The organism is Rothia halotolerans (genome assembly GCF_004136635.1).
GTDB lineage: Bacteria > Actinomycetota > Actinomycetes > Actinomycetales > Micrococcaceae > Rothia > Rothia halotolerans.
Genome location: NZ_NOIU01000002.1, coordinates 185574 through 198205, shown reverse-complemented (window position 1 = coordinate 198205; position 12632 = coordinate 185574). Strand labels below are relative to the sequence as shown.

Annotated in this window: 11 protein-coding genes; 4 read left to right on the top strand and 7 right to left on the bottom strand. The window is 73.7% G+C overall.

The window, feature by feature from the left end:
- The 3 genes from EWV39_RS05855 to dut are packed head-to-tail and all read right to left on the bottom strand — an operon-like array spanning window position 1 to window position 1837.
- Complete coding sequence (locus EWV39_RS05855) at window positions 1-459, bottom strand: hypothetical protein (RefSeq protein ID WP_193554691.1); 459 nt, start codon at window positions 457-459, stop codon at window positions 1-3.
- Complete coding sequence (locus EWV39_RS05850) at window positions 452-1375, bottom strand: DUF3710 domain-containing protein (protein WP_129657713.1); 924 nt, start codon at window positions 1373-1375, stop codon at window positions 452-454. Before EWV39_RS05850 ends, EWV39_RS05855 begins: the two co-directional genes overlap by 8 nt.
- Window positions 1376-1390: 15 nt before the next feature.
- The gene (gene dut, locus EWV39_RS05845) at window positions 1391-1837 is read right to left on the bottom strand and encodes a dUTP diphosphatase (RefSeq protein ID WP_129657711.1); all 447 of its coding nucleotides are present in this window, start codon (window positions 1835-1837) and stop codon (window positions 1391-1393) included.
- Between the two features lie 173 nt (window positions 1838-2010).
- On the opposite strand from dut, the gene EWV39_RS05840 reads away from it, so the two are divergent.
- On the top strand, window positions 2011-2514 hold the full coding sequence (locus EWV39_RS05840) for a DUF3093 domain-containing protein (RefSeq protein ID WP_129657709.1): 504 nt from the start codon (window positions 2011-2013) through the stop codon (window positions 2512-2514).
- 108 nt (window positions 2515-2622) lie between these two features.
- On the opposite strand, the gene EWV39_RS05835 is transcribed toward EWV39_RS05840, so the two are convergent.
- Complete coding sequence (locus EWV39_RS05835; protein WP_129657707.1) at window positions 2623-2922, bottom strand: DUF4193 domain-containing protein; 300 nt, start codon at window positions 2920-2922, stop codon at window positions 2623-2625.
- A gap of 266 nt (window positions 2923-3188) precedes the next feature.
- Here EWV39_RS05835 and sepH point away from each other — a divergent pair, with 266 nt between their 5' ends.
- Both sepH and EWV39_RS05825 read left to right on the top strand, forming a co-directional pair.
- Window positions 3189-4118 (top strand): septation protein SepH, encoded by a 930-nt coding sequence (sepH, locus tag EWV39_RS05830; RefSeq protein ID WP_129657705.1) that lies wholly within the window; start codon window positions 3189-3191, stop codon window positions 4116-4118.
- Between the two features lie 44 nt (window positions 4119-4162).
- Window positions 4163-5242: a hypothetical protein gene (locus tag EWV39_RS05825; RefSeq protein ID WP_129657703.1), complete on the top strand. Its 1080-nt coding sequence runs from the start codon at window positions 4163-4165 to the stop codon at window positions 5240-5242.
- Window positions 5243-5337: 95 nt separating this feature from the next.
- Here the strand turns inward: EWV39_RS05825 and EWV39_RS05820 are convergent, their stop codons facing one another.
- From EWV39_RS05820 to EWV39_RS05810, 3 genes are all read right to left on the bottom strand, one after another.
- Window positions 5338-6564 (bottom strand): alkaline phosphatase family protein, encoded by a 1227-nt coding sequence (locus EWV39_RS05820; protein WP_129657701.1) that lies wholly within the window; start codon window positions 6562-6564, stop codon window positions 5338-5340.
- A gap of 5 nt (window positions 6565-6569) precedes the next feature.
- The gene (locus tag EWV39_RS05815) at window positions 6570-7169 is read right to left on the bottom strand and encodes a DUF5998 family protein (RefSeq protein ID WP_129657699.1); all 600 of its coding nucleotides are present in this window, start codon (window positions 7167-7169) and stop codon (window positions 6570-6572) included.
- Window positions 7170-7331: 162 nt separating this feature from the next.
- On the bottom strand, window positions 7332-10031 hold the full coding sequence (locus EWV39_RS05810; protein WP_129657697.1) for a bifunctional acetate--CoA ligase family protein/GNAT family N-acetyltransferase: 2700 nt from the start codon (window positions 10029-10031) through the stop codon (window positions 7332-7334).
- Window positions 10032-10116: 85 nt separating this feature from the next.
- Between EWV39_RS05810 and EWV39_RS05805 the strand changes: the two genes are divergently transcribed.
- Window positions 10117-12630, top strand: a complete 2514-nt coding sequence (locus tag EWV39_RS05805) for a DNA gyrase/topoisomerase IV subunit A (RefSeq protein WP_129657695.1) — start codon at window positions 10117-10119, stop codon at window positions 12628-12630.
- The last annotated feature ends 2 nt before the right edge of the window (window positions 12631-12632 follow it).

Genomic DNA, 12632 nt, shown 5'->3' with positions numbered 1-12632 from the left:
TCAGTACTGACGGTTGCGCGAGACGATCTCGTACCGCGGATTGTAGATCACGGCGTCGGGCCCGGAGCCGGTGAGCATCCCCGAGCAGCGCAGTCGGGTCCCCGCCCCCACGCCGGGGACGACGCGCTGGCCGTGCCAGACGAGCCTGACCAGGCTCCCCGCCGGCAGCGGCAGCTCGCGCGCGTCCCATTCTGGCACATCGGCCTCAGGGGATGAGGCGCGGGAGGGACGCCGCCCCTCGGCCGGCGCGGCCCGGTGGCTCGCGGAGACCTCGAGCAGCGCCTCGTAGCGAGGCAGCGCGTCGTAGGGCTGGATGACGACCTCGGAGACCCTGCCCTCCACGATGACCCTGGCCCGGGGAGGGCCGGCTCCGGCCTCCCCGCGGGCGGCGGGACGGAGACGGCGGACGGCGGCCCGGGCGGCGGGACCGCGTTCCTCCGCCGGCGGGCCCTCAGCCAATCTGCGTGATCTCCGGGCCGCGCTCGGGGACGTCGAGGCCGGCCTCGCCCTCCTGGGCGTCCCGGGCCACGGCGTCCTGCGGCACCCGCAGGGGCAGCAGGTCCCGCGGGGCCATGGGCTGCTCGCCGCGCACCACCACCAGCGACCTGAAGACGTCCTCGAGGGGCCGGGCGGCCCGCTCCTTGACCGCGGCGTCGCCGGAGATCACCCCGCGCAGGAACCAGCGCGGGCCGTCGACCCCGACGAAGCGGGCGACCTTGAACCCGCGCCCGCCGTTGGGCAGGGCGGCGGGCACCTTGGCGGTCACCTGGCGGCCCAGCGGCCCGTCGGTGACGTCGGCGACCCCGCTCTGGGAGCGGATCGACTCCGCGAGCTCGGTGCGGATCTCGGGCCAGAGGCCGCGGCTCTTGGGCGCCGCGAAGGCCTGGACCTGCAGCGAGGATCCCTCGTGCTGGAAGGTCACGGAGACGACGTTCTGCCGCTTCTGGTCGACGTCGATCCGGATGTTCACGTCCGGGGCCGGGCGGACCATGAGCCCGCCCAGGTCGATGTAGTGGCCCTCCTCGTCCCGCTCGGAGGCGTCGAAGGGGCCCTGGGAGGCGCGGTCGGCCACGGCCGCGGCCTCGGCGTCCTGCTCCTCGGCGTCCTGGCCCTGGGAGGCCTTCCCCTGGGCTGCCTCGCCCTCGGGGTCCTTGCGCCGGGGAGGCTCACCCTGGGAAGACTTCTCCTGGGCGGTCCTCCCCTCGGAGCCCTCCTGGGCTGCCGGGACGCCGGCGGCCTCCGGCGTGGAGCCGGCACCGGCGGCCAGCCCCTCCGGGGCACCCTCCTGACCGGCCTCCGCCGAGTCCGGGCCCTGCTCCGCGGCCGCCTCGGGCCGGGAGTCCTTCTTCCTGTTCTTGCGCTTGCCGAATGCCATCACGGTGATTACCTCCTAGAGATGTCCGGTCGAGCCAAAGCCGTCGCCGCCGCGCTCGGACTCGGGGAGCCGGGGGACGACGTCGAACCGGGCGTGCTCGCAGCGCTGGATGACCAGCTGCGCGATGCGGTCGCCGCGCCCCACCCGGAACTCCTGGGCGGGGTCGGTGTTGAGCAGCGTCACCATCAGCTCCCCCCGGTACCCCGAGTCGACGGTGCCGGGGGCGTTGACGATGGTGATGCCGTGCTTCGAGGCCAGGCCCGAGCGCGGGTGCACGAGCCCGACGTAACCCTCCGGCAGGGCGATCGCGACGCCGGTCGGGACCAGCGCCCGCTCCCCCGGGGCCAGGGTGAGCTCGACGCGGGAGCGCAGGTCGGCCCCGGCGTCGCCGTCGCGGGCGTAGGCCGGGGGCTCGATGCCCTCGTCGAGTTGCTGCAGCTTCACGGTCAGGGTCGGGTTCATGCGTTCGGGACGTCCTGCGGTCGGGGATCTGGGTCGGGGCGGGACGGCAAGGGCCGCGTCCGCCACGACTCAACTGTAGTGGGTGGGCGGGTGCAGTGGGTGGGGAAGCGGGCGGGCCGGGGCGCTTCCCCGCCGAGTGCGCGCCGGGAGCCGATCCGTGAGATTCTGGAGGCATGTCAGATTCCGTTGCCCGGGGGCACGACGACGCCCCCACCTCCTCCGCCGTCCGCTACCACGAGAAGCTGGTCCCCTCGCCCGGCGTGTGGGTCCTGGTCGCGCTGTTCGGCCTCGCCTGCTTCGCCGTGGGAGCCCCCATCAGCATCCCGGTGGCGATCCTGGTCGCCGTCGTGCTGGCGGCCGGGCTGGGCGTCCTGCTGTGGGCCCTCGCGCCGGTGCTGGAGGTGACCGACGAGTCGCTGCAGGTCGGCCGGGCGCACATCGAGCGGGAGTTCGTGGGCGAGGTCGAGGTCTTCCGCGGGGAGTCCGCCCGCGTCGCCGCGGGTCCCGAGGCCGACGGCAGGGCCTTCATGAACTTCCGCCCGTGGGTCTCCCCCATCGCGCGCATCCAGATCACCGACCCGGCCGACCCCACCCCGTACTGGCTCACCAACTCCCGCCGCCCCGAGGAGCTGGCTCGGGCGCTCGGCGCGGACCCGCTGGACGGGCCCGCCGCCTGAGACGCCCGGGAGGGCCCCGCCGCCCCCGGCAGATGACGAAGGGCCGGCCCATCGGGCCGGCCCTTCGTCATCGCGGCCGCCGGGACCCGGCGGCTGCTCGCATCGGTCCTACGCGTCGCACTCGATGCAGTAGTAGAGGCCGTTCTCCTCGCGGGAGATCTGCGAGCGGTGGCGCACCAGAAAGCAGGAGGCGCAGGTGAACTCGTCCTGCTGGGCCGGGAGCACCACGACCGAGAGCTCCTCGTGGGAGAGGTCCGCGCCGGGCAGCTCGAAGCTCTCCGCGGCGGCGTTCTCGTCCTCGTCGACCACGTTGGACTGCTGGTCGCCGCGATGCGACTTCAGCTCCTCGATCGAGTCGTTGTTGCCCTCGTCGTCCTGCTTCCGCGGTGCGTCGTAATCGGTTGCCATGGTGTCTCGCTTTCGAGAGATCTGGGTGGAGAGCCGCAAGGCCCCCGTCTGGTATTCGGGTCACGCGACTCAGCCCCCCGGTGCGCCGGTAACGCGATGATTGTTCACCATAGGGGCCGCGCCTGTCCAACCGATTGTTCTCACAGCGAATTATGTGACCGCACGGCATTCCTGGAGTCGCTAGTCCACCGGGTATTCTGTCAAGTGACACGCGTGTCTCCCCCGTCAGGCGAGGGGGCGACGAGTCGATTCGACAAGGAGACCTGATGCAGCAGCTGAGATTCGTCGGCGTCCACGATGACGGCGAGCACCTCGTCCTCGAGGCGCCCGAGAGCGGCGAGCGGTTCAGGGTGGTCATCGACTCCTCTCTGCGCAACGCCGTCCTGAAGGCCCGCCGGGCCCACCCGGCGCGCGGCCTGAGCGGCAACGGGGTCTTCGGGCCCCGGGACATCCAGACGCGCTTCCGCCAGGGCGCCACGATCGACGAGATCGTGGCCGAGTCCGGCTGGAAGCCCGAGCGCGTCAAGCGCTACGAGTGGCCGATCCTGGCCGAGCGCGCGCACATCGTCACGGCGGCCCGGGCCGTCCTGGTCGACCCGCTCTCCGGGGAGGAGGGCCTCGAGCGCCTCAGCCTCAACGACCAGGTCGTGGCCGTGCGGGAGCGCTGGAACTTCGCCGAGGGCGACGCGCAGTGGAACTCGTGGCAGCGCGAGGACGGCCAGTGGAACGTCTCGGTCTCGGTCGACTACTCCCGGGCCGCGCTGGACCAGATCCCCGAGGGCTCCGACTTCCCCGCGCGCTTCGTCTACAACCCCGCCAACCAGACCGTGGTGGCCGGCAACGCCGTCGCGGAGTTCCTGCTGGGCCGGCCCCTCGAGCGGGAGCGCCCGGAGCAGGCGGCCGAGGACCGCGCCGCCCTGCAGGCGGTGCCCGAGGATGAGCCGGACACGGAGGCCGAGCTGCTCGACGAGCTCGAGGAGCGGCGCGGGACCCGCGTGGGTGAGGATCCGCACAGCGACGCCCGCGTCGAGGACCTGACGGACCGGCTCGCCCAGGAGGGCGCAGCCCAGGAGGAGACGGAGCAGGAGACCCCGCAGGAGGGGACGGACGGGGCGGAGGAGCCCGAGTCACGGGGCCGCGGCAAGCGCCCCTCCGTCCCGAGCTGGGACGACATCCTCTTCGGCAACCGCCACTAGGAGACTTCGAGAAGCACGACGACGGGACGCACGCGAGGACGAGCATGGGCCGCAGACACCGCGATCAGGGATCTCCTGACGAGCCGCAGGATCCGCATGCGCGGCCGCAGGGCGATCCCGCCGCGGACGACGCCGGGCAGCTGGGTCCCGGCTACGAGTACGTGGGCGGCTCCGGCGCGTCCGAGGGCGAGGACGACGAGGGCCTGAGCCTCGGCGACGAGCTCTTCGGCGACTCCGAGGCGGAGACGGAGGACGAGGAGCGGGCGGAGCGCCGGCGTCGCGCCCGCAGGAGCCGCCCGGTCTCGCGGCACCGCGCCGGCTCGCCGACCCCGGCCGCCGGAACCGCCGCCGTGGCCGGCGGAACGGGCCAGGACATCACGGCCGAGGCCCGCACGGAGCCCCTGCCGACGGCGTCGGCGTCGTCCGCCGCCGGGGAGGAGGACGGGGAGGACGCAGCACCGCCGCGGGCCGCCTTCGCCACGCTCTCCGCGCGGGAGGAGCAGGAGGAGGCCCCCGAGGGCTCGCGGAGCCGGCTGGCGCGCGCCGGCGTGGGCCTCGGCGCGCTCGTGCTGGTCGGGGCCGGAGCGGTCGCGATCTGGGCCACCGCGGGCGGAGACGATCCGGCCCCGGTCTCGCCCGCCGAGTCGAGCTCCGCTTCCCCGACGTCGTCCTCTCCCGCGCCCTCCTCCGCTCCGCCGAGCCCGAGCGAGGAGACCGAGGACCCCGTTCCTGAGGAGCAGGCGCCCGCGCCGGCGGTGCCGCCCCAGCAGCCTCAGGCCCCCGCCCCGGCGCCCGAGGCGACCACCGAGCAGGCGGAGCCGACTCCCTCCCCCAGCGAGACCGAGGACGAGCCGGAGGAGACCTCCGCTCCCGCCGAGCCGGAGCAGACCGAGGAGCCGGAACCGGAGGAGAGCGAGGAGCCGGAGCCCGAGGAACCGCAGGAGACCGAGCCCCCGGCGGAGACGGGGGCGCCGGAGCCCCCGGCCTCGCAGGCGCCGCCCGCCACGCAGACCCCGCCGGTCACCGAGGCCCCCGCCCCGACCGCCCCGGCGGGGACGGGATCGCAGCAGCAGGGGGAGACCGCCGCGCCGGCGCAGCCCGCGCCGTCGGGCACCGGAGGCTGAGGGCTGGGACCGGCCTGAGACCCTCCGGGGGGCCGGCTCGCCCGCCCCGGACCGCCGGAGGGTCTCAGAGGCGGCCCCGGCAGGGACCGCCCGGCTCAGCGCCGCAGAGCCAGCAGCGGGACCGAGCGCTCCGCCTCGGTCCAGGACCCGTGCTGCCCGACCATCTCCAGGGCCGCGGGCCGGGTCCGGCGCAGGTCGTACAGGGCCAGCGGCCCGTGAGCAGCCACGATGAGGTCTCCGATGCGCTCCCGCACGCCGGGGCGCATCCCGGCGCCGAAGTACCCGGCCTCGATCAGCTCGTCGCGGTCGAGGATCCACGCGCGGTCCCCGAAGGCCGCGCCCCACGCCTGGACCAGCCGGTCGCGGCGGGCCCGGTCGCCCGGGTCCTCGAGGTGCAGCTGGACCATGCGGGGCTCGCCCGCGGTGAGCCGCACGCCGTCGAGCAGCTCGGGCATCGCCCCGTAGTCGATGCGGTCCTCCGGCGCGACGTCGACCATGCCGTGGTCCGCCGTCAGGAGGAGGAGGGTCTCCTCGCCGGTCCTCGCCGCCAGGCGGCGCAGGCCCGAGTCCAGGTCCTCCAGCGCCTCGAGCCAGCGGTCCGAGCCGCTGCCGTGCCGGTGGCCCACCTGGTCCAGCTCGCCCCAGTAGAGGTACATGAAGTTCGGGGAGCGGGTGGAGAGGATGTCGGTCGCGCGGGTGACGCGGGCGAGCGTGGACCGGGCCGCCTCGAACCTGCCGCCGCGCAGGGCGGCGCGGGTCAGCGGCGAGCCCTCGTAGGCGCCCATGGAGACGGTCACCGGGTCGGCGATCCCCTCCAGCCGCTCGAAGACGGTGGGCAGCGGCTGCCACTGCTCGGGCACCACCTGAGGGTCCCAGCCGGAGAGCTGGTTGACGACGACGCCGCGCTCCGGGTCCACGACGTCGTACCCCACCATGCCCGTGCGCCCCGCCGGCTCCCCCGTGCCCAGCGCGGCCAGGGAGGCGGCGGTGGTAGAGGGCAGCGCGGCGTCGAGCGTCCCCAGGTGCGCCGCGCGCCGCAGCGAGGGCGCGTGGCCCAGGCTGCCGGAGAGCAGCGACTCCCCCAGCCCGTCCACGAGCACCACGCACACGTTCCGGTAGGGCCCCGCGGGCAGGCCCGCCGCCGCGAGCCGGTCGGAGAGACCGAGGCGGTCCTCGAAGCCCCCGGCCCCGTCCGCGACCGGCCGGAACCGGGAGGCGGCGGAGACGAGCACGTCGGCCACCGAGTCGGTGCCGTAGCGCGGTGCGGCGGGCAGGGGCCGCCCGAGCAGGTCCGTGGGCTCCCCCGCCGGTGCGCCGCTCACGGTGCTCACGCGTGCGTGGTGCCGGACAGGGCGGTGTTGGCGCGCCGCAGGGCCCGGGCGAACTCGCGGGCGTCCTCGACCGCGCGCGGACCGTCCGCCTCGGCGCTGATCCGCAGCACGACGTCCTCGCGCGCGGCGACGCCGGTGTAGCCGTGGTCCGCCTCGCACTCCGGGTCCTGGCAGCCGGCGGGCTGCACGTCGATCCGCTGGCTCCCGGTCCAGGACATCATCAGGGTCACCTCCGCGGCGGGGGTCGCCGAGGTGTAGTTCTGCGGCTGCCGGTAGGCGTAGGAGAGCGTCACCGAGCTCAGGTTCCGCACGGGGACGGTCTCCGTGGAGACGTGGGCGACGACGTCCTGGCCGTCCTCGTCCAGCGACTGGTCGTCCACGTGGGTGATCTGCACGATCTCACCGGCCAGCGCGAGCACCGTGATGTGCCGGTGCACCTCGGTCTGGTCGAAGTGGGTCTCGAGCTGCACGAGGTGGGAGGCGGGCTCCTGCCCGTCCAGGGCGTCCCTGACCACGTCCCTGACCAGCTCCGGGTAGAAGCCGGCGTTGGTGATGTCGTGGTCGAGCCTCGATCCGTGGGGTCCTGAGTCTGCCATGCACTCGCTTCTTCGGTCCTTCGATGACGGCGGTTCGCCGGCGCCCTCCGGCCGGAAAGCACTGCACCAGTCTACGCCCGGGGTCAATCCGCGCGCCGTGACGGCGGCCGCCGGCGGGCCGGGCTCCTCCCCGCCTCGATCTCGTCCCCCGGACCGAGGCTCTCACCCAGGCATGGTCCGCCGCGCCGAGTCGGTCCGCCGCCGCGGGTTGCCGAGCTCCACCTGCGCCGCGAGCACGGTCAGGGAGTCCTCCGAGACCATGACGGGCTTGAGCTCCAGCAGCGCGATCTCGGGGTGCAGGTCCTTCAGCTGCGCCACCCGGCGCAGGAGGTCCTCAAGACGGGCGACGTCCACCGGGGGCAGACCCCCGTAGCCGAAGAGCTTCCGCGAGGCCTTGGGCGCCCGGGCCATCAGCCGCACGTCGCGCTCGGTCAGCGGGGGCACCCGGTGCGCCCAGTCGTCCAGCAGATCCACCGAGTCCCCGGCCATCCCGAAGGAGATGACGGGGCCGAGCAGGGGATCCTCCATCGCCCGGACGACGCAGTTCTGCCCGGTGGGCGCCATCGCCTGGACCTCGAGGTCGAAGCTGCCGTAGGGCTCGAGCGTCCGGTGCATCAGGTCGATGTCCCTCCTCAGCGTCTGCTCGTCCTCGATCCCCAGGCGCACCCCGCCCAGGTCCAGCCGGTGCCGCAGCAGCTCGTCGGTGGTCTTCAGCGCCACCGGGTAGCCGATCGCCTCCGCCGCCGCGACGGCCTCGTCGGCGTCCCGGAAGGGAATGGAGCGCAGCACCTCGATGCCGTAGGTCTCCAGCAGCCGGGTCGTCTCCTCCTGGTCGAGCCGGAGCAGGCCCTCGCCGGGGACGCGTGCGGAGAGCTCCCCGATCACGCGCTCGGCCGCCTTGCGGTCCGTCCCGTCCACCTCGGCGAGCAGCGCCTCCTCCTTCTCCCGCCACTCCGCGTACTCCACGATGGCCGCGAGCGCGCCGACGGCGCCCCCCGGGCTCTCAAAGCACGGCAGCCCGGGCAGCTCCTTCCCGTCCTCGGTGACGCGCGGGCTCGCGTGGACCCCGCGCTGGACGGCGCTCGCGTCCAGGATGCCCGAGTACGCGGCCAGGACGGGCTTACCGGTCCGGGCCGCGCAGTCCATCAGCACCTCGGAGATCTCCCGGGCCGAGACCAGCGGGGAGGGCAGGAAGGTCGCGACGGCGGCGTCGACCTCGGAGGAGCCCAGGGCGCCGAGCACGCTCTCGCGGATGAGGTCCAGCGGGTCCAGGTCCTCGCTGGATGTGTCCAGCGCGCCCTCGGCGAAGCTCACCTCGACGCCGTGGGAGGCGCACGCGTCGGAGACGACGCCGGCCAGCGCGAAGGCGTTGGAGAAGACCGCCACCCGGCGCCCGGCGGGCAGCGGCTGGGAGACCAGCACCTGGGCGATGTCCATCAGGTGCTCGTTGGTCTCGGCCCGGATGACGCCGGCCTGCCGGAACATCTCGCTGATCGCCCGCGGCGGCGCGGAGCTGGTGCGGCCGGTGTGCCCGGGCGGCAGCTGCAGCCCGGTGACCTCCGACTTGGCCACGATCAGCGGCTTGGTGCGGGCCAGCCGGCGCGCGATCCGGGAGAACTTGCGCGGGTTGCCGATCGACTCGAGGTACATGCAGCAGGCCAGCGTGTCCGGGTCGTCCTCCCAGTACTGCATGAGGTCGTTGCCCGAGACGTCCGCCCGGTTGCCGGCCGAGAGCACCGAGGAGACGCCGATGGCGCGCCGGTGCGCGGCGGTGTAGAGCATCGCCCCGATGGCCGCGGACTGGCTGAACATGCCCAGGGTCCCGTGCAGCGGGTGCCCCATGCTCGGCGAGGCGCACAGGCTCACGGCCGGGTCGGTGTTGATGACGCCCAGCGAGGCCGGGCCGATGACGCGCATCCCGTAGGTCCGGGCCACCCGCACCAGCGCCTGCTGCCGGGCCCGGCCGCGGGCGCCGTCGTCGGCGTAGCCGCTGGTCACGATCAGCACCCCGCGCACCCCGGCCCGCCCGCACTGCTCGACGACGTCGGCCACCGCGGAGATGGGCACGGCGATCACCGCGAGGTCCACCGTCTCCGGGACCTCCCCGATCGTGGCGTAGGACTGCATCCCGGCGAGCTCCAGGGCCTCGGGGTTGACCCCGTAGACGGGCCCCGCGAAGCCGCCCTCGACGATGTTGACCAGGATCTCGTGGCCGATCTGGTGCGCGTCCCGGGAGGCGCCGATCACCGCGACCGAGCGCGGCGCGACCAGGGTGGAGACCGACTTCGCCTCGGCGCGGTGCTCGCGGGCCTCCATCACGGCCCGGGACCTCTCGGTCGGGTCGATGTCGAAGTGGACGGCGATCACGCCGTCGTCGTACCCGCGGGAGAGCTCGTAGCCGGCGTCGGAGAAGACGTCCAGCATCTTGCGGTTCTCGGGCAGGACCTCGGCGGAGAAGCGGGTGATGCCGTTCTCCAGGCCGGCGGCGGCCAGGTGCTCCAGCAGGATCGAGCCGATGCCGCGGCCGTGGTGGGCGTCGGAGATGAAGAAGGCGACCTCGGCCTCGGTGGGCTCGTCGGTGCGGTCGTAGCGGCCGATGCCGATCATCTCGTTGCCGTTCATCATCACGAAGGCGACGCGGTCGTGGTGGTCCACCGTGGTGAAGCGGGTGAGCTCGCGGGCCGAGAGCGTCGACTTGTAGGTGAAGAACCTGAGGTAGATGGTGCGCTCCGACTGGCCGGAGTACATCGCGGTCAGGGCGTCCTGGTCGGTCGGGAGGACCGGGCGCAGGTGCGCGGTCGCGCCGTCGCGCAGGACGACGTCGGCCTCCCAGTGGGACGGGTACGGAATCTCGTCTGCCATGCTCCCATCCTAGTAGCGCCGATCACACGATCGGCGGTGATCTACACTGGTGTGGCCCGTGCCCGTGAGCAGCAAGGAGTGCCCCATGGCAGCCCGACGCAAGTCGACGCCCTCCCACGAGGAGTTTCCCGCCGACGTCGTGGAGAACATCGTCGACATCGACGTCTCCTCCGAGATGGAGACCAGCTTCCTGGAGTACTCGTACTCGGTGATCTACTCCCGCGCCCTGCCGGACGCGCGGGACGGGCTCAAGCCGGTGCAGCGGCGCATCCTGTACATGATGATGCAGATGGGGCTGCGGCCGGAACGCGGCCACGTGAAGTCGGCGCGCGTGGTCGGCGAGGTCATGGGCAAGCTGCACCCGCACGGCGACGGCGCGATCTACGACGCGATGGTGCGCCTGGCCCAGTCCTTCGCGATGCGGCTGCCGCTGGTGGACGGGCACGGCAACTTCGGCTCGGTCGACGACGGCCCGGCCGCCGCCCGCTACACCGAGGCCCGGATGGCCCCGGCCGCGCAGGCGCTGACCGGCGACCTGGACGAGGACGTCGTCGACTTCGTCCCGAACTACGACAACCAGTTCACCCAGCCCGGCGTGCTGCCCGCGGCCTTCCCCAACCTGCTGGTCAACGGCTCCTCGGGCATCGCCGTCGGCATGGCCACCAACATGGCCCCGCACAACCTGCGCGAGGTCATCGCGGGCGCGCAGCACCTGATCGAGAACCCCCAGGCGACGCTGGACGACGTCATGGGCTTCATCCCCGGCCCCGACCTGCCCACCGGCGGGGTCATCGCCGGGCTGGCCGGGATCCGGGACGCCTACGCGACCGGGCGCGGCACCTTCCGGACCCGGGCGCGCACCTCGATCGAGCAGGTGACCCCGCGCAAGCAGGGCATCGTGGTCACGGAGCTGCCGTACCTGGTCGGCGTCGAGAAGGTCATCGACAAGATCAAGGACGGGGTGCAGTCCAAGAAGCTCTCCGGGATCTCCGACGTCGTGGACCTCACCGACCGCAAGAACGGCACCCGGCTGGTCATCGAGCTGAAGAACGGCTTCAACCCGCACGCCGTGCTGCAGAGCCTGTACAAGCACACGCCGCTCGAGGACTCCTTCGGCATCAACAACGTCGCGCTGGTCCAGGGGCAGCCGCAGACCCTGGGGCTGCTGGACCTGCTGCGAGTCTACGTGGACCACCGGATCGACGTCGTGCGCCGCCGCACCAGCCACCGGCTGGGGAAGTCCAAGGCCCGGCTGCACCTGGTCGAGGGCCTGCTGCTGGCGATCGTGGACATCGACGAGGTCATCCAGATCGTCCGCGGCTCGGATGAGACGGCCCAGGCCCGCGAGCGGCTGATGACCGTCTTCGACCTGTCCGAGCTGCAGGCCAACCACATCCTCGAGCTGCGGCTGCGGCAGCTGACCAAGTTCTCCCGGATCGAGCTGGAGGGCGAGCGGGACGAGCTGCAGCGCCGGATCGAGGAGCTGACCGCGATCCTGGAGTCGGACGCGAGGCTGCGGACGCTGGTCTCCGAGGAGCTCGGCGAGGTCGCCGAGCGCTACGGCACGGACCGGCGCACGCGCCTGACCGACCAGGACGAGCTGGCCGTCCTCGCCGCCTCTGCCACCGACCCGGCGGCCGCGAGCGGTGCCAAGAAGGGCCTGGGGCTCGCCCTGGAGATCGCGGACGACCCGTGCTGGGCCGTCCTGACGACCTCCGGGCGGATGGGCCGCACCCCGGGCCGCGCCGGCGGCCGCGAGGAGCTGGCGGATCCGTCCAAGCGGACCAAGCACGACGCCTTCGCCTCCCTCGTGCCCGCCACCGCGCGCGGCGAGGTCGGCGCGGTCACCTCGGCCGGCCGGATGGTCCGCGTCAACGTGATGGACCTCCCCCAGCTCGAGGTCCGCTCCGGCTTCCCGGATCCGGCCGGCGGCGCCGTCGCCGGCGAGTTCCTGAGCCTGGGGAAGGGCGAGCGGCTGGTGGCCCTGGCCCCGCTGAACAGCGTGCTCGCCCTGGGGACCCGGCGCGGCGTCGTCAAGCGCCTGCAGCCCGAGTACCCCCTGAACCGCGACGACTGGGAGGGCATCGCGCTGAAGCCCGGCGACGAGGTCGTGGGGGCCTGCGCCGCCGCGGACGACGACGCGCTGGTCTTCATCACCCGCCAGGCCAAGCTGCTGAGGTTCGACGCCGGGAAGGTCCGTCCCCAGGGCAGGACCGGCGGCGGCGTCGCGGGCGTCAAGCTGGCCGAGGACGACGCCGTGCTCTTCTTCGGCGCCGCCTCCCCCAGCGACGGCTCCGTGGTGGTCACCGTGGCCACGCCCGAGGGCTCGCTGCCCGGGGCGGGGGCCGCCTCGGCCAAGGTCACGCCGCTGGAGGAGTACCCGGCCAAGGGCCGGGCGACCGGCGGCGTCCGGGCGCACCGCTTCCTCAAGGGCGAGCGGGAGCTCTCGCTGGCGTGGGCAGGGCCCGGGCCGGCGCGGGCGGTCTCGGCGGCGGGCGTGGCCCGTCCGCTGCCCACCGAGCACGGCGCCCGGGACGGCTCGGGCGTGCAGATGAACCAGACGATCGACGCCGTGGGCCCCTCGCTCTCCGCGGGGTGAGG

Bases quoted from the DNA above. Each gene is read 5' to 3' on its own strand.
- EWV39_RS05850 (WP_129657713.1), bottom strand. From the start codon at position 1,375: ATGGCATTCGGCAAGCGCAAGAACAGGAAGAAGGACTCCCGGCCCGAG.
- dut (WP_129657711.1), bottom strand. From the start codon at position 1,837: ATGAACCCGACCCTGACCGTGAAGCTGCAGCAACTCGACGAGGGCATC.
- EWV39_RS05840 (WP_129657709.1), top strand. From the start codon at position 2,011: ATGTCAGATTCCGTTGCCCGGGGGCACGACGACGCCCCCACCTCCTCC.
- EWV39_RS05835 (WP_129657707.1), bottom strand. From the start codon at position 2,922: ATGGCAACCGATTACGACGCACCGCGGAAGCAGGACGACGAGGGCAAC.
- sepH (WP_129657705.1), top strand. From the start codon at position 3,189: ATGCAGCAGCTGAGATTCGTCGGCGTCCACGATGACGGCGAGCACCTC.
- EWV39_RS05825 (WP_129657703.1), top strand. From the start codon at position 4,163: ATGGGCCGCAGACACCGCGATCAGGGATCTCCTGACGAGCCGCAGGAT.
- EWV39_RS05815 (WP_129657699.1), bottom strand. From the start codon at position 7,169: ATGGCAGACTCAGGACCCCACGGATCGAGGCTCGACCACGACATCACC.
- EWV39_RS05810 (WP_129657697.1), bottom strand. From the start codon at position 10,031: ATGGCAGACGAGATTCCGTACCCGTCCCACTGGGAGGCCGACGTCGTC.
- EWV39_RS05805 (WP_129657695.1), top strand. From the start codon at position 10,117: ATGGCAGCCCGACGCAAGTCGACGCCCTCCCACGAGGAGTTTCCCGCC.